Consider the following 16,219-nt stretch of genomic DNA (forward strand, 5'->3'; position numbering starts at 1 on the left):
CGAGGGCATGAGCGCACCGGTTCTGGACAGCAAGCTGTCACCCGATGGCGAGGGCTTCCGCGCCAATGCTGTGCATAATCGCGCGCTGGCGGAAGAATTGCGCACCAGGGTTGCCGACGCGGCGCTGGGCGGATCGCCGGCCGCGCGCGACAAGCATACCGGTCGTGGCAAGCTGCTTCCGCGTGATCGCGTCGAGCGGCTGCTCGATCCCGGTTCGCCTTTCCTGGAGATTGGCCAACTCGCCGCCAATGGCCAATATGGCGACGAGGTGCCGGGCGCCGGCATGATCGCCGGCATCGGCCGGGTGTCCGGGCGACAGGTGATGATCGCCTGCAACGATGCCACGGTGAAGGGCGGCACTTACTATCCCGTCACGGTGAAGAAGCATCTGCGCGCGCAGGAAATCGCGCTCGAAAACCGGCTGCCCTGCGTCTATCTGGTCGACAGCGGCGGCGCGAACCTGCCCAACCAGGCGGAGGTCTTTCCCGACCGCGACCATTTCGGCCGCATCTTCTACAATCAGGCGAACCTGTCGGCGCGCGGCATTCCGCAGATCGCCTGCGTCATGGGCAGCTGCACCGCCGGTGGCGCCTATGTCCCCGCCATGTCGGACGAAACGGTGATCGTCCGCAACCAGGGCACCATCTTCCTCGCCGGCCCGCCGCTGGTGCAGGCGGCGACGGGCGAGGTCATCAGCGCCGAGGATCTGGGCGGCGGCGACCTGCATGGTCGCAAGTCGGGCGTGGTCGATCATGTCGCGGACAATGACGAGCATGCGCTGTCGATCGTGCGCGATATCGTCTCGACCCTGCAGCCCGATCGCCAGAGCGACCTCAACCTGCACGACCCGCGTCCGCCCAAGTTCGACCCGGCCGATCTTTATGGCATCATCCCGCAGGATGTGCGCGCGCCCTATGATGTGCGCGAAGTGATCGCGCGGATCGTCGACGGCAGCGAATTTCACGAGTTCAAGCCGCTCTACGGCACCACGCTCGTCTGCGGATTCGCCCATATCTGGGGCATGCCGGTAGCGATCCTGGCGAACAATGGTGTGCTGTTCAGCGAAAGCGCGCAGAAGGGCGCCCATTTCATCGAACTGGCCTGCCAGCGGCGCATTCCGCTGCTGTTCCTCCAGAATATCTCCGGCTTCATGGTCGGCGGAAAATATGAGGCGGAGGGGATCGCCAAGCATGGCGCCAAGCTGGTGACGGCGGTGGCGACGGCACAGGTGCCCAAGGTCACCGTGCTGATCGGCGGCAGCTTCGGCGCGGGCAATTACGGCATGTGCGGCCGCGCCTATCAGCCGCGTTTCCTCTTTACCTGGCCCAATAGCCGGATCAGCGTGATGGGCGGCGAACAGGCCGCGAGCGTGCTGGCGACCGTCCACCGCGACGCCGCCAAATGGACGCCGGAACAGGCGGAAGCCTTCAAGGCACCGGTGCGCCAGAAATATGAGGATGAAGGCAATCCCTATTTCGCGACCTCGCGCCTGTGGGACGATGGCGTGATCGACCCGGCCCAGACACGGGATGTGCTGGGGTTGGCCTTCGCCGCCGCCTTGAACGCGCCGGTGGACGATCGCGCGCAATTTGGCGTGTTCCGGATGTGATCGGGCTTACTGCTCAGAATTTGGGCGCCGGGCTGTGATATCCGGTCTGTGGCGCCAGCATGACGAATTGGGAGACTGTGGTGCTTGAATCCCTCCTCATCGCCAATCGGGGCGAGATTGCCTGTCGCATCATCCGCACCGCGCGGCGGCTGGGTATCCGCACGATCGCGGTCTATTCCGATGCCGACGCCGATGCGCTGCATGTGCGCGAGGCGGACGAGGCGGTGCATATCGGCCCGTCGCCGGTGCGCGAATCCTATCTGGTCGGCGAGCGCATCATCGCGACAGCGAAAGCGACAGGGGCGCAGGCGATCCACCCTGGCTATGGCTTCCTGTCGGAAAATGCCGAATTCGCGCAGGCGGTGATCGACGCGGGGCTGATCTGGGTCGGCCCCAACCCGTCTTCCATCACCGCCATGGGCCTGAAGGACGCGGCCAAGAAACTGATGCAAGATGCCGGCGTGCCCACCACGCCTGGCTATCTGGGCGAAGACCAGTCGCCCGAGCGGCTGGCGGCGGAGGCGGACGCGATCGGCTATCCTGTCCTCATCAAGGCGGTGGCCGGTGGCGGCGGCAAGGGGATGCGCAAGGTCGATGACCCTGTCAATTTCGCCGACGCTCTACTGTCCTGCCGGCGCGAGGCTGCGTCCAGCTTCGGCAACGAGCAGGTGCTGCTGGAGAAATGGATCACCAACCCGCGCCATATCGAGGTGCAGGTGTTCGGCGACAAACATGGTCATGTCGTCCATCTGTTCGAGCGCGACTGCTCGCTCCAGCGCCGCCACCAGAAGGTGATAGAGGAAGCGCCTGCGCCGGGCATGGATGAAGCGACCCGCGCGGCCGTGTGCCAGGCGGCGGTCAATGCGGCGAAGGCGGTCGACTATGTCGGCGCCGGCACGATCGAGTTCATTGCCGACGGATCGGATGGGCTGCGCGCCGACCGCATCTGGTTCATGGAAATGAACACCCGGCTTCAGGTCGAACATCCCGTGACCGAGGAGATTACCGGCCAGGATCTGGTCGAATGGCAGTTGCGGGTCGCGTCGGGCGAACCGCTGCCCCGGACGCAGGAGCAGCTGTCGATGAATGGCTGGGCGATGGAAGCGCGCCTCTATGCCGAGGATCCGGCCAAGGGCTTCCTGCCTTCGATCGGCACGCTCGACACGTTCGAACTGGGCGGCGGCGCGCGCATCGATACCGGCGTCGAGGAAGGGGCGGCCATTTCGCCCTATTATGATCCGATGATCGCCAAGGTCATCGCCCATGGCGACACGCGCGACGCGGCGCGGCTGCGGCTGGCGGCGGCGCTTGATGATACGGTGATCTGGCCGCTGCGCACCAATGCGGGCTTTCTGGTCAAGGCGCTGGAGAATGCGGATTTCGCGGCGGCCCGGCTCGACACCGGCCTCATCGCGCGGGAGGGCGACGCGCTGTTGCCGCCAGCCGATCCGTCCGACGCGGCACTGGCCGACGCGGCAGCGGCGCTGACGCCTGGCGGGGCGCTGGCGGGCTTCCGCCTCAATGCGCCGGTCCGGGCAGAGGCGAATTTCCTGCTGAACGGCCATGCCCATGCGGTGCGCTATGATCCGCGCCTGGGCGACGCCCGGCCGCTGGAGGATGTGCTGATTGCCGAGGGCGGGCAGGTCTGGGAAATGACGCCCTGGCGCGTTGCCGGTGGCGCCGGTGGTGCGGCGTCGGACGGCGCGATCCTGTCGCCCATGCCCGGCCGCATCATTGCCGTGGCGGTGACGGCCGGGCAGGCGGTGACCAAGGGGCAGAAGCTGCTGACGCTCGAAGCGATGAAGATGGAGCATAGCCTGGTCGCGCCGTTCGACGGCGTGGTAGCCGAGCTGAACGCGGCCGAGGGCGGGCAGGTCAGCGAGGGCGTATTGCTGGCCCGGATCGATCATCGCGAAGGTTGAGCCGATCCGGCTCCATGGAATGATAATTGCACTATTGTGCATATTTATATAGAGGGCGAACTATGGCGGGCAGGCATTTTGACGAATGGCAGGTGGGCGACCGGATCGTGCATGAATTGCGCCGCACGGTGACCGAAACCGACAATCTGCTGTTTACGACGATGACCCATAATCCCCAGCCGCTGCATCTGGATGCCGAGGCGGCGAAGGCTTCGGAATTCGGCCAGATCCTGGTCAACGGCACCTTCAGCTTCGCGCTGATGATCGGCCTGTCGGTGGGCGATACCACCATGGGCACGCTGGTCGCGAACCTGGGCTATGACAAACTCGTCATGCCCAAGCCGGTGTTCATCGGCGACACACTGCGCTGCGAGACCGAGGTCACAGAGCTCAAGGAAAGCCGCTCGCGCCCCGAGGCCGGCATCGTCACCTTCACCCATCGCCTGCTCAACCAGCGGGACGAGATTGTCTGCCAGTGCCTGCGCATGGCGTTGCTCAAGAAGAGGTCTGCATGAAACTCCGCTCGCTGCTCTTTGTACCGGGCGATCGTCCCGAACGGTTCGACAAGGCGGCGGCGAGCGGCGCAGATGCGATCATCCTCGACCTGGAGGATTCGGTCGCGCCCGAGCGCAAGGGCTATGCCCGTGATGCGATCGCTGCATGGCTGGCAGGCACCCGCGGTTGCACCGCCTTCGTCCGGGTCAATCCGCTGGAGGGCGGGCAGACGGCCGATGATCTGGCCATCATCCTGCCGGCTGCGCCCGATGGCATCATGCTGCCCAAGGCGGAAGGGGCGGCCAGCATCCTGGCGCTGGAGGAACTGGCCGGGCAGGGGCGTCTGCCACCGATCCTTCCGATCGCCACGGAAACGCCCGCGGCCCTGTTCGAGCTTGGCAGCTATCGCAGCGTTCGTGATCGGCTGGCCGGCCTCACCTGGGGGGCGGAGGATCTGCCCGCTTCGATCGGCGCGACCAGCACGCGCGAAGCCGATGGCCGCTATACCGCGCCGATCGAGATGGCGCGCAGCCTGACCCTGTTCGCAGCCCATGCCGCCGGTGTCGCGGCGATCGACACGGTCTTTCCCCGGATCGACGCGATGGACGATCTGGCCGCCTATGTCGGCCGGGCGCGGCGCGACGGCTTTACCGGCATGATGGCGATCCACCCGGTCCAGGTCGCGGCGATCAATGGCGGCTTCACCCCGACCCCGGCGGAGGTCGATCATGCTCGCGCCGTGGTCGATGCCTTTGCCGCCAATCCGGGTGCCGGGGTGCTGAAGCTGGACGGCAAGATGATCGATCGCCCGCATCTGGTGCAGGCGCAGCGGGTGCTGGCCGCCATATGAAAAAGGCCCGGCATCGCGGCCGGGCCTCTCATTTCACCGTCCCGCTTTAGCGGTAACGGCTCTTTTCATAATTGGTCGACGATCCGGCGCCATAGGTGCCACGGGTATCGTCGCGATCGCCGAACAGCGCCTGCTGCTCACGCTCGATGCGCCAGGCGTGCTGCGCTTCGTCCGCGCTCTTCTCCAGCGTCACCTTGGTCGCATCGACCGACTTGATCCAGGAGGACGGGATGGAATGGTGGACCCCACCCGCATCGCTGTCGCTCTTGGTCAGGATGATGCGGTCGCCGCGCAGCTTGTCGACGGTGCCGACATGCTCACCGTCGCTGCCGACCACTTCCATATGCTCGCGCACCTGCGTCACTGCCTGGCGCTGTTCACCGCGACGGGTGCGCCATGTGCCGAATTCGCTGTTGAAGCGATCGCGATGTTCGCGCTGATATTCGGCATAGTCGCGGTCCAGCTCGTCGATCCGCTGCTGGCGCCAGCTATAATAGTTGCTGTCATGATGCGCGCCAAAGTCCTGCTGCGGGCCGAACGCGCGGTTGCGATAGCCATGGTCCTCGCTGCCATAGCCGCTGCGCTCTCCGGTATAGGGGGCAAAGCCACGGCCGGGCAGATAGTCGCTGCGTGCGGCCGAGGCATAGCCAAGCCGGCTCGACTGGTCGCGCGGGTCGCCATAGGGGCGGTTATAATATTCGTCATATTCGCGGCGGCGCTCCGCCTCGTCATCGCCGAACCAGCTGCGAATCTCGTCGCCGGCCCGGTCGAAGAAGCCGCGCTCGTCGGGATCATAGCCCTGGGGGTAGGGGCGGGCACCCGGCCCGCTGAACTGGCCGCGCATGCCGTATCGATAGGCGCGCTCGTCGCGTGGCGCCCTGTACCGATCATTGTAACGGTCGTTGCCGCGATCCCAGTCGGTCGAATAGCGATCATCGCCGCCATAGCGGCGTCCGCCTTGATAACCCATGGTCCGTCTCCTTGTGCTTGTCGGAGGATCGCGCCCTCCGGTGGTGCGTGCTTGTTGCACCGACAGGCCATCAATGGGTGGCGCGGCCCATCGTTCCGGGCGTTACGGGCGGGTAACGTCGCGCCTTTCAACCGCCCTGTCGAAGGCGGAAAGGGCCGATTTCCGGGGCTCTTGATCGAGATCAGGAAAGGCCGTGATTTTTTGCGCAAAAGACCGTTGCAAGGCGAAAATCCCTCGCCTATAGGCAGCCCACCTTTGGGGCCTTAGCTCAGCTGGGAGAGCGCGTCGTTCGCAATGACGAGGTCAGGGGTTCGATCCCCCTAGGCTCCACCATTTCCCTTCGAAATGAACGAACTGTTTCGTGCGGCATTGGCTGCGCGGACCGGACGCCACCGGCCGGCGCACCCCATGATCATCGGATAGCTTGGCAAGATCGCGATCCTGCACCGGCGGATCAGGGCAGCCTTTCTCCCATCGACGCTTCGAGTACCGCATACCATTCGGCGCGGGTCCATTCGACCTTGAAGGCATCGATGCTGCGGGCGATGCGGGCAGCGGACTGGCTGCCGACAATGGGAATCGGGCGCGCGGGATGCGCCATGATCCAGGACAGGGCGGCGGCGGTGATATCGACGCCATAGCGCTCACCCTGATCTGCAAGCATCACAGCGGCCGGGTGCAGCGCCTTGGCGAGGCGACCACCACCCAGCGGCGACCAGGCCAGAACCGCCATGTCGCGCGCCATCGCCTGATCGAGCGTGCCGTCATGGAGCGGCGCCGTGCGCAGCGCGGAAAATTCGGGCTGGGTGCTGACGATCGGCAGGTCGAGAAAGGTCTGGAGCGCATCGAGTTCGTGAATCGCATAGTTGGACACGCCGATCGCGCGCACCTTGCCAGCTTCGACCATGCGGGTCAGGCTGGCGGCGACTTCCTGCGGATGGGTCAGGAAATCGCGGCGATGGATCTGGTAGAGATCGACCCGGTCGATGCCCATTCGCGTCAAGGACGCATCGATGGCCTCGGCCAGATAGTCTGCGCCGCTATTATAGGGGATGCCCGGCCGGATGCCGCCCTTGGTGGCGATGATCATGCGCTGCCGCAGTTCAGGGGCGTCCGCCAATATCTGGCCGAACAGCGTTTCGGCCGATCCGAAACCGGCGGGTGTGTCGCAGCCATAGATGTCCGCCGTGTCGAGCAGGGTGATGCCGGCGTCCAGCGCCGCCTCCACCCTGGCGCGGGCCTCGGCGATATCCTCGCCGGCCAGGCGCCACATGCCCCAGGCGATCGGAAAGACGGAAATGCCGCTCTTGCCGAGCGGACGTGGTTCGGCGGAGAGGCGCAGCGTCGTCATGGATCGATCAATGGCACAAGCAATGTGCCGGCGGTAGGGGCCATCCGCGTCCCACATGACCGGCCGGGCGACCGGCGCTTGCCGGGGCCGGTGTCACGCCCTGGATGAAAAGCTCATGTAACGCGCGCGCCAGGCGGCGACTTCGGCGCGCAGGTGGGCGGGGGCGGCATCCCCCGACAGGACGAGGGCCGCGACCTCATTGTCGGGATGCATCAACATCTTCCGCGATCCGTCGCTGAACCAGACGGGCACCAGCTGATCGCAAAGACTGTCGAGGATCGCGCCGGCCATGCCATTCTCGATCGCAGCGCTGCCGGGCAGCATGCGAACCATGATCGATACGCCTTCGAAGCAGTTGCGCGGTTCGCGGACGAAATCGATCGACGCCAGGATGCCGGACCGGTCCGGACGGGCTTCATCGGGCATGGCCTGGACCCGGCGCCATGCGCAAAACCATGTCCGGCAGATATGCGGGCGCACGGCATGAATGCTGCATCCCTGCTCGCCCAGATGCGCGCAGGGCGCGCCCGCCGCTTTCTTGAAGTCGGGCGTGTCGACGGTCAGAATGGTGCAGCACATGGTGCAATCGCCGCAGGACCGGTCAGGGATGACAGGGCCCAGCAGAGCGGTTTCCAGATCTGTATCCATGTGCATCCGGGCGGGGTGCCTTGGCCTTGTCGGGAATGCAAGCGGCATCATGCGCGCCGCCTCGCGGCAGATGCCCTGCGCCGGTCAGGCGCGCATGAAGCGCCAATGGTCGGCGTCGCTCTCGGCCGGATCGAAGCGATATCCGTCGCTGTCGAAGCCCTGCATGGCCTCGACAGCGGCGACATGATGTTCGCACATCCAGCGCGCCATCATGCCGCGTGCCCGCTTCGCGTTGAAGCTCACGAAGCGCGGGCCGTTCGGCCCCGGCTCGCGAAAATCGACATGGATCACGCGCAGGCCGTCCAGCCTGTTCTCCACCGCCGCGAAATATTCCTGGCTGGCCAGATTGAGGACGACGCCGGATCCCTCTTCCGCGGCCTGCGCGCGCAGCAGCGCGGCGATGCGATCGCCCCACCAGTCGGTCAGCTTCTTGTGCCGCGGCGCCCAGCGCGTGCCCATTTCCAGTCGATAGGGGCGGATCGCATCCAGCGGGCGCAGCAGCCCGTAAAGGCCCGACAGCATCCGCACATGATCCTGCGCAAAGGCCACCGCCGCATCGTCCAGCGTGTCCACCTCGAAACCGGAATAGACGTCGCCGGCAAAGGCATAGAGCGCCTGCCGCTCGGGTAGCTCGGAAAAGTCCCGGAACCGGTCGGCATTGAGCTTGGCCAGGCGCGGCGAGATATGCATCAGTTCCGCCAGCCGTTTCTGCGAAAGATTGGCGGCCGACTTGGCGAGCCCGCGCGCTTCCTCGGCGAAATGCGGCGTGGTGACGGCAAGGGGCGGCAGCGCGCGCTCGAAGTCGAGCGTCTTGGCGGGAGAGAGCAGAACGATCATGCCCCGCGCGGTAGCCGCGCCTCGTCCGGGCGTCAAACCGGACCGCGCCTCCCCCTCCCGCCCGCCGGCGGATTTCGCTTCAGCGCCCGCCTGTGGCCCCTGATGGCCGCGCCACCGCATACATGGCCTGCGCCATTTCCCGGTAATAGGCGTTGCGATCGCCGTCCCGTGCATAGACTTCGTTGATGCTGTGCGACGCGCCGGGGACATAGATGAACTCTGCCCGGCCACCCACCTTGCGGAACGCGTCCTCCAGATCATGGACGGCACCGTCGAGATAATAGGAATCGGCGGTCCCGACCACGACATGGACCTTGCCGTCCAGGTCATGGCGCAGGCGTGGCCATTGGGTCTCGATCCGGTGGCCGATATCATAATTGTCCCGCCAATATGCCGCGACCTGCGCATCGACTGCGCCCGTCACCCGATCGAAGAGTGGCGCCGGCGTCCCGTCCGCACGGCGCGGCGAGAAGGTCCAGTCGAAGGATCGCAACTGGCCGCCATCCCGGCCCAGCACCGTCTCGATCCCCGCCGCCTGCGCGATCGTCGTCTTCACCGCGCCATGGGCGCGCTCCAGCGGACGGGCCACGCCCTGGGCATCGCGATACATGTTCGCCCCCGGCTGATAGAGGTCGACGCCGATGAAGTGCCGGAAATCCACTGGATCGGGTGACGAGGCCCAGCTTCCACCGAAGAAGGCGGGATAGCGCACCATCGCCCAGAGCGCGAACCAACCGCCCGAACTATGGCCGGTCAGGAACCGGCCCGAGGGCCTGGCATCCATCCGATAGCGGCTTTCGAGCGCCGGAATGATCTCGCGTGTCAGCGCTTCGCCCCAGGGACCATTATTGACGCTGTCGGCAAATTCGGTCGTGCCGGTGGGCGAGGCGAAGTCCAGCGTCACCCAGATCATCGGCGGAATGGCTTTTGTCTCCATCAGGTGCCAGATGCGCGACAATTGCTGCCCGTCGACCCGATGATTGGTCCCGAACGCACCGGCCGTATAGACCGTGGGATAGGTGACGCGGCCGTTGGGATCATAGCCCGGCGGGGTCAGCACCCAGGCGGCGACGCTCTGCGGCGTGCCGCGAAAGCGGGTCAGCGCCTTTGATACGACCTGTTCGTCGTGCAGATGCGGGCGCGACGCGGTGATCTGCTCGGCGGCGCGCGGCGGCAGGCCGGTGACGTCGAACTGTCCGGCCACCGGCGGCAGTCTGTGATCGAGCGCAATCGACGGCCTGGCGCCAAGCGGTAGATGCAACGTCACCACCTTCGAGACCAGGTCGCCCGGTCCCCGCCCGCCATAATTATAGTCGCCGTCGCGATCGAGCACGACCTGCACCCGATAGTCCCCCGGCGCCAGGGTCGCGAACCCCTTGGGGAAGGCGCCTTCCTCGGCATCGATGCTCACGGTGCGATCAGGCCCGAAACTGGCGACATCGCGGCCCGCCACGAAGATGCGGGCGTCGTCGGGGCCATAGATGTCGATATCCTCGCTTTCGCCATTGTCGGCGCTCAGCGGTGCCGCAAAGAGCAGCAACCGTCCCGATGCGTCATCGCTCAGCGCAGCCGGCAAACTGATATCGAAGCGCGTTTCGGGCGGCGCGGCGCCGATCAGCGCCAGTGCAAACAGGGGAAGTGCAAGCAAGCGGGCCATTGCATTAGTCATCAGGATATCCTGCCATTTTGCCGGCGCAGGGCAATCAACTGGGCGGCAAGGCCCAGGATCAGCATCGCCAGAAGCGCCGCCTGCGATCCCAGCAGCAAGGGCGACTTGAGGTCGGTGACGAGAGGATGACCATCCGGCACGCGGCGCAGGATTTCAGTCACGGTCGGCACCATCAGCAGAAACGCCGTGAGGCTGAGAAAAACCGTCTCCAGATAGCGCCGCGCCCGCCCGAGAAAGCGGATATTGTTCACGCCATAGCCGGCGATCAGCAGCAGGATCGTCACCGTGCCGATACCGTAGCTGACGGGCTGATGCGCCACCAGGAACACGGTGCCGGCACCGATCAGCATGAAGATGAGATAGGCGATGCCCGGTGCCGTTCGCGGCATGATCCGGCCATGGCGCGCGAACATAAAGGCGGCCAGCGGAATGGCGGGCAGGCTGCCGAGCGTATGGAGCCAGCCCAGAGGCGTTATTCCAAACATGGTCTGTGTCTTTCTGTTGGCGGGGGATCGCCGCGCTTATGCGGCAAAGCTGGTGGAGCGGGACAATGCGCGCCATTGCTCGATCTCTGCTTCCATGGCGGCCATCTTGCCTTCGACCAGGCCCAACGCATCATCGCCCAGGAACAGGCGCATCGGTGGTGCCGGCGCGTCCACCAGCGCCAGCAAGGCCTGCGCCGCGCGCGCCGGATCGCCCGGCTGCTGCCCGCTCTTGGCCTGACGCGCCGCCCTTATCGGGTCCATGACCGCGTCATAGTCGGCTATGCTGCGCGGCGTGCGGTCCATCGACCGCCCGGCCCAGTCGGTGCGGAACTGGCCGGGCGCCAGCGCCGTCACATGAATGCCGAACGGCGCCACTTCCTTGCCCAGCGCTTCGGAAATCCCTTCCAGCGCGAACTTGCTGCCGCAATAGAAGCTGATGCCGGGCATGGTGATGAACCCGCCCATGGAGGTGATGTTGACGATATGCCCGCGCCGCCTTTCGCGCATGCCGGGCAGTACCGCCTTCATCATTGCCACCGGGCCGAACACATTGGCCGCGAACTGGCGCTGCAGATCGTCGATCGACGATTCCTCCAGCACGCCCTCATGACCATAGCCCGCATTGTTCACCAGCACGTCGACCGACCCGGCGCGCCGCTCGGCGTCCGCCACGGCATCCGCAATCGCGTCAAGATGCGTCACGTCCAGCAACAGCGGATGCGCCCGACCGGGCGCGAGCGCCGCAAAGGCTTGGGCATCCTTGGGGTTCCGCACGGTCCCGACGACGGCATGGCCGGCGTCCAGCGCGCCCTCGGCAAAGGCCCGGCCCAGGCCGGAACTGACGCCGGTAATCAGGAAAGTCTTGGGGATCAGCGCCGACATGGCCTACTCCATGATTTGAACATCAACTATATCATGATATAGATAGCAACATGACGTCCATCAAGCCCCCCTCGACCGGTTCGCGTGGTGAACCCGTGCGCAATCGTGTGATCGACGCGGCCGAACGCCTGCTGCGCGACGGCAAGGCGGAATTTTCGATGCGCGATCTGGCGACCGAAGCGGGCGTCAGTTTCGCCACGCCGTTCAACCAGTTCGGCAGCAAGGCCGCGATCATGCAGGCCCTGTCGGCGCGGCGGATCGCCACCGCGACCCAGCGCTTCGCGGACAAGCCGCGGCTCGACGATGCCGGCCGGCGTGTGCTGCTGGCGGTCGCCACGGTGGTCGAGCTTATGCTGGAAGAACCGCGCGTGAACCGGGCGGTGATGGGGTGGCTCGGCACGCCGGGGCCGACCCATGGCGAAGTGCTGGCGCAGTCCACCGCGCTGTGGACCCTGGCGATCGGTGCTGGCGAAGGCCTGGTTGAAGGACACCCGGCGCTGCCCGCCCTGGCACGGCATCTGGCCTTCGGCTTTCGCGGTGTGCTGTCCTTCTGGACGGCCGGTGAATTGCCTGATGACGAACTTGCTGCCAATGCCCGCGACGTGGCGAACGCCTTGCTGGGCGGCGCAGCCAGGCAGGCCTGATCGCCAAGTCCAGAGCGGGCGGCGCGCCTTAACCGTTCGCGCCCTGCTGTGCCTCGCGATAGGCGCGGGCGGACAGGCCCATGTTGCGCTGGAAGAAGCGGCTGAAATAGGCCGGGTCGGCAAAGCCGATCGAAAAGCCGATCTCGGCAATCGACAGGTTGGAATAGAGCAGGGCCCGCTGCGCTTCGAGCAGGGCGCGCTGGTCCAGCATCTGCGCCGGCGATCGTCCCGCCATCCGCGCGCAGGCGACGCGTAGCGCGGTCTGGCTGACGCCCAGCGCGGCGGCATGGACCGACACCGGTTCGCGCAGGCGGAAGCGCTGCTCGATCCGTTCGCGCAGCCGCGCCACGATCGACGCATGCGGTCCGGCGCGCGGGGCGGCATGGACGGCGGCGCTGCGATGGCGCAGCGCGGTGACTAGCAGCGACAGCATCGCCGCATCGACCGCTGCCCGGTGGCCCGGCGCCGACCAGCTGAGTTCGCGCATCAGATCGGCCACCAGCCGCTCGACCGGCGGCAATTGCGCTGCGCCCATCTCGATCGCGTCGGGCCGCTCGAACAGGCCGGCCAGTTCCGGGCCATGGCGGCCAAGATCCTGCAGATAGGCGTCCGCCATGGTGATGACGAAGCCGGCGGTCTCCTCCAGCCATTTGAAGCCATGCACGGCGGTGGCCGGCACCAGCAGGAAGCTGGGCGCGACGAAGCGCAGCTCCGCGCCATCCGCCTCCATCGCGCCGCCGCCCGAGGTGATGAGGAAGATATGGCTCAGCTCGCTATGGGCATGCGGTTTGATCGTCCATTCGCTGGGACGTGAGCGATCGTCCAGCGTTTCGACATGGACGAAGCCCTCCGCCACCAGCCTGTGGGGCTCACCATAAAGATAGAAGGTCGGAAAGGACTGTTTCGACATCGGCTATGGTCCCGTCGGGATGCGCTAAGGCTGATGAATTATCCAATTAATAGGCTGGTGCGCCCATGTCCATCGCCGGCCGTGCGGATACGATGGGCGCATCGGACAAACAGGGGCGCCGTCAGCGCGCCCGGATCATGAGAGGATGCGAATGCGCACCAGCATAGCCATTATCGGCGCCGGCCCGGCCGGCATGTTCCTGGCCCATCTGCTCGCGGCGGAGGGCATTGCCGCCGTCGTGCTGGAACGGCGCGACCGGACCTATGTCGAGGGGCGGGTGCGTGCCGGCGTGCTGGAACAGGTGACGACCGACCTGATGCATCGACTGGGCCTCGGCAGCCGGCTCGATCGCGAGGGGCTGGTCCATGGCGGCACCCAGATTTCGCTCGACGGTTCGCTGTTCCGCATCGACATGGCGGCGCTGACCGGGGGCAGCGCGGTCACCGTCTATGGCCAGCAGGAAGTGATGCACGACCTGTTCGAGGCGGCGCCGGAGCGCGGTGTCGAGATCGTCTGGAATGCGCAGGATGTGACGCTGGAGGGGCTGGACGGCGATCACCCGGTGGTCCGCTGGCGCCAGGACAGCGTCGCGCAGGAATTGCAGTGCGACTATGTCGTCGGCTGCGACGGCTATCATGGCGTCAGCCGCAACAGTATCCCCGCCCATGTGCTGCGCACGTTCGAGCGTGTCTATCCGTTCGGCTGGCTCGGCATATTGGCCGATGTGCCGCCCGCCGACCATGAACTCATCTACGCCAATCATGAGCGCGGCTTCGCGCTCGCCTCGATGCGCTCGCCCACGCGCAGCCGCTATTATATCCAGTGCAGCCTCGACGAGCAGGTCGAGGACTGGTCCGACGATCGTTTCTGGGACGAGCTTTGCCTGCGCCTTGGCCCCGACGCCGCATCGCGCGTCACCCGCGGGCCGAGCTTCGAGAAGTCGATCGCGCCGCTGCGGTCCTTCGTGTCGGAACCGATGCGCTGGGGCCGGCTGTTCCTGGCCGGCGATGCCGCCCATATCGTGCCGCCGACCGGCGCCAAGGGACTCAACCTCGCCGCGTCGGACGTCATCATGCTGAGCGAGGCGCTGGCCGACCATTATCGCGGCGGATCGGATGCCGGGCTGGATGGCTATTCCGCCCGCGCCCTGGCCCGCGTCTGGAAGGCGGAGCGCTTTTCCTGGTGGTTCACCTCGATCACCCACCGCTTCCCCGACATGGACGGTTTCGCCCGCCGCATCCAGGCCGCCGAGATCGACTATATTCGCGGGTCGCAGGCGGCGCAGCGGACGCTGGCGGAAAATTATGTCGGCCTTCCGCTGATGGCGGCCTGACGCCTCTGGCCGGGGCGGGGCTTTACCACCCCGCCGGATGCGGCCTAGACCAGGGCATGAGCGAAGAGAATGACGCGGGCCGCCCCGCAGCGACGATCGTGATCGTGCGCGACCGGCCGGGGGCAGCGCCCGACCTGCTGATGATGGAACGGGCCGCGACCATGGCCTTTGCCGCCGGTGCGCTGGTCTTTCCGGGCGGCGGCGTCGACGATAGTGACCGGGCGCTGGCCGCCAGTATGTCCAGCGATCTGGCCAGTGACGAGGTCGCTGCACGGATCGCGGCCATTCGCGAGACGATCGAGGAAAGCGGCCTGGGCGTCGGTCTGGCGGGGTCTGTCGATGCCGCGACCGTGTCGGCGATTCGCGCGGGCCTGCTCGGCGGGGCGCCGCTGGGCGATCTTCTGGCGCCGCGCGGCATCGCCCTGGCGCTGGATGCGCTGGTGCCGTTCGCCCGCTGGCACCCGTCTACACGGGAAAAGGCGATCCGCGTCTATGACACCCGCTTCTATCTCGCCCGCGCGCCACTGGGGCAGGAGGCAAGCGTCGACGCGACCGAGAATGTCCGCCTGTTCTGGAGCAGCGCCGCCGCGACCATCGCCCGCGCCGATGGCGGCGACGGGCATGTCATCTTCCCGACCCGCCGCAATCTGGAACGGCTGGCGCAATATGACAGTTTCGACGCGCTCGCCGCCCATGCCCGCAGCATCCCGGTGGAAAAGGTGCGCCCCTGGTTCGAGGAGCGCGACGGCGAGCCGCATCTCTGCATCCCGGCGCATCTTGGTTATCCGGTCACGTCGGAACCAATGCGGCAGGTCCGGCGTGGTTAGGGCATGCGCCGCCTTCATCTGACCCTTCGTGCCCTTGTCATTATCGCTGTCATCCTTGGCCTGCTCTGGGTCGGATACGCGCTGCTGCGCCAGCGACCGCAGGATCTGCCCTGGACCAGGCTGGACCTGTCGCAGCCGGTTGGCCTGTTCACCGGTCGCAAGCTTGCCGCCCTGACCGGGGAGCGGGCGCAATGCCTGGCGCTGCTCGACCGGGCGGGCATTGCCTATACGGCGATGAAGCCGGGCGGGGGCGAGGGGCAGTGCGGCTATGCCGACGCGGTCCGGCTGAAGGCGGAAAAGGGCATGATCGCCTTGTCACCCGCCGGGGTGGCGCCGTCCTGCCCGGTGGTTGCCGCCCTGCGCGTCTGGGAATGGCAGGTGGTGCAGCCCGCCGCCCAGCGCCTGTTCGGCCAGCCGGTGCGCTCCATCACCCATTTCGGCTCCTATAGCTGCCGGCGCATGTACGGTCGCAGCCAGGGGGACTTTAGCGAACATGCCACGGCCGACGCGATCGATGTCGCGGGATTCGTGCTGGCCGATGGCCACCGGATCAGCGTGGTCGGCGACTGGAAGGGGGAGGGCAAGGACGCCGCCTTCCTGCGTGAGGTGCGCGATGGCGCCTGCGACCTTTTCTCGACCGTGCTCTCGCCCGACTATAATGCCGCCCATCGCGACCATTTCCACCTCGATCAGGCGGAACGCGGTGCGACGGGCTGGCGGGCCTGTCGTTAGAACAATAGGCCCTTAATCTGAATCCGTTCGCTTCGAGCGAAGTCGAGAAGCGGTT

At 66.3% G+C, this 16,219-nt stretch carries 16 protein-coding genes and 1 tRNA gene; 9 read left to right on the top strand and 8 right to left on the bottom strand.

Annotation, left to right across the window (positions count from 1 at the left end; all coding sequences use genetic code 11):
* Positions 1-7: 7 nt before the first annotated feature.
* From U0025_RS03285 to U0025_RS03300, 4 genes are all read left to right on the top strand, one after another.
* Positions 8-1,609 (top strand): carboxyl transferase domain-containing protein, encoded by a 1,602-nt coding sequence (locus U0025_RS03285; RefSeq protein WP_004211233.1) that lies wholly within the window; start codon positions 8-10, stop codon positions 1,607-1,609.
* Between the two features lie 80 nt (positions 1,610-1,689).
* The gene (locus U0025_RS03290; RefSeq protein WP_004211234.1) at positions 1,690-3,531 is read left to right on the top strand and encodes an acetyl/propionyl/methylcrotonyl-CoA carboxylase subunit alpha; all 1,842 of its coding nucleotides are present in this window, start codon (positions 1,690-1,692) and stop codon (positions 3,529-3,531) included.
* A gap of 62 nt (positions 3,532-3,593) precedes the next feature.
* A complete protein-coding gene (locus U0025_RS03295; protein ID WP_004211235.1) occupies positions 3,594-4,046 on the top strand; it encodes a MaoC family dehydratase in 453 nt (150 codons plus the stop codon).
* Positions 4,043-4,876: an HpcH/HpaI aldolase/citrate lyase family protein gene (locus U0025_RS03300; RefSeq protein ID WP_004211236.1), complete on the top strand. Its 834-nt coding sequence runs from the start codon at positions 4,043-4,045 to the stop codon at positions 4,874-4,876. Before U0025_RS03295 ends, U0025_RS03300 begins: the two co-directional genes overlap by 4 nt.
* A 46-nt stretch (positions 4,877-4,922) precedes the next feature.
* Here the strand turns inward: U0025_RS03300 and U0025_RS03305 are convergent, their stop codons facing one another.
* Entirely contained in the window at positions 4,923-5,846 is a 924-nt protein-coding gene (locus tag U0025_RS03305; RefSeq protein ID WP_004211238.1) for a DUF2171 domain-containing protein, read from the bottom strand.
* Between the two features lie 257 nt (positions 5,847-6,103).
* Here U0025_RS03305 and U0025_RS03310 point away from each other — a divergent pair.
* Positions 6,104-6,179: transfer RNA gene (locus tag U0025_RS03310), tRNA-Ala, on the top strand.
* A 121-nt stretch (positions 6,180-6,300) separates the two neighbouring features.
* Here U0025_RS03310 and U0025_RS03315 read toward each other — a convergent pair.
* From U0025_RS03315 to U0025_RS03340, 6 genes are all read right to left on the bottom strand, one after another.
* Complete coding sequence (locus U0025_RS03315; RefSeq protein WP_004211239.1) at positions 6,301-7,197, bottom strand: aldo/keto reductase; 897 nt, start codon at positions 7,195-7,197, stop codon at positions 6,301-6,303.
* 93 nt (positions 7,198-7,290) lie between these two features.
* Positions 7,291-7,851 (bottom strand): YkgJ family cysteine cluster protein, encoded by a 561-nt coding sequence (locus U0025_RS03320; protein ID WP_037491139.1) that lies wholly within the window; start codon positions 7,849-7,851, stop codon positions 7,291-7,293.
* A 78-nt stretch (positions 7,852-7,929) separates the two neighbouring features.
* Positions 7,930-8,682 carry a peroxide stress protein YaaA gene (gene yaaA, locus U0025_RS03325; protein WP_037491142.1) on the bottom strand — a complete coding sequence of 251 codons (753 nt, stop codon included), beginning with the start codon at positions 8,680-8,682 and terminating at the stop codon, positions 7,930-7,932.
* 79 nt (positions 8,683-8,761) lie between these two features.
* The gene (locus U0025_RS03330) at positions 8,762-10,351 is read right to left on the bottom strand and encodes an alpha/beta hydrolase (protein WP_004211243.1); all 1,590 of its coding nucleotides are present in this window, start codon (positions 10,349-10,351) and stop codon (positions 8,762-8,764) included.
* The gene (locus U0025_RS03335) at positions 10,351-10,836 is read right to left on the bottom strand and encodes a hypothetical protein (RefSeq protein ID WP_004211244.1); all 486 of its coding nucleotides are present in this window, start codon (positions 10,834-10,836) and stop codon (positions 10,351-10,353) included. Before U0025_RS03335 ends, U0025_RS03330 begins: the two co-directional genes overlap by 1 nt.
* Before the next feature lie 36 nt (positions 10,837-10,872).
* A complete protein-coding gene (locus tag U0025_RS03340; protein WP_004211246.1) occupies positions 10,873-11,718 on the bottom strand; it encodes an oxidoreductase in 846 nt (281 codons plus the stop codon).
* Between the two features lie 50 nt (positions 11,719-11,768).
* Here U0025_RS03340 and U0025_RS03345 point away from each other — a divergent pair, with 50 nt between their 5' ends.
* A complete protein-coding gene (locus U0025_RS03345) occupies positions 11,769-12,362 on the top strand; it encodes a TetR/AcrR family transcriptional regulator (RefSeq protein WP_004211248.1) in 594 nt (197 codons plus the stop codon).
* A gap of 28 nt (positions 12,363-12,390) precedes the next feature.
* On the opposite strand, the gene U0025_RS03350 is transcribed toward U0025_RS03345, so the two are convergent.
* On the bottom strand, positions 12,391-13,272 hold the full coding sequence (locus U0025_RS03350; RefSeq protein WP_004211249.1) for a helix-turn-helix domain-containing protein: 882 nt from the start codon (positions 13,270-13,272) through the stop codon (positions 12,391-12,393).
* A gap of 151 nt (positions 13,273-13,423) precedes the next feature.
* On the opposite strand from U0025_RS03350, the gene pobA reads away from it, so the two are divergent.
* Genes pobA through U0025_RS03365 form a run of 3 tightly spaced genes read left to right on the top strand, consistent with a single transcriptional unit; the run spans position 13,424 to position 16,164 of the window.
* Positions 13,424-14,605 (top strand): 4-hydroxybenzoate 3-monooxygenase, encoded by a 1,182-nt coding sequence (gene pobA / locus U0025_RS03355; protein WP_004211250.1) that lies wholly within the window; start codon positions 13,424-13,426, stop codon positions 14,603-14,605.
* A gap of 56 nt (positions 14,606-14,661) precedes the next feature.
* Entirely contained in the window at positions 14,662-15,432 is a 771-nt protein-coding gene (locus U0025_RS03360; protein WP_004211251.1) for an NUDIX domain-containing protein, read from the top strand.
* A gap of 3 nt (positions 15,433-15,435) precedes the next feature.
* Positions 15,436-16,164, top strand: coding sequence for an extensin-like domain-containing protein (locus U0025_RS03365; RefSeq protein WP_004211252.1), 729 nt, complete (start codon positions 15,436-15,438; stop codon positions 16,162-16,164).
* Positions 16,165-16,219 lie beyond the last annotated feature (55 nt).

This window comes from Sphingobium yanoikuyae (assembly GCF_034424525.1).
In the GTDB taxonomy this organism is placed as follows: domain Bacteria; phylum Pseudomonadota; class Alphaproteobacteria; order Sphingomonadales; family Sphingomonadaceae; genus Sphingobium; species Sphingobium yanoikuyae.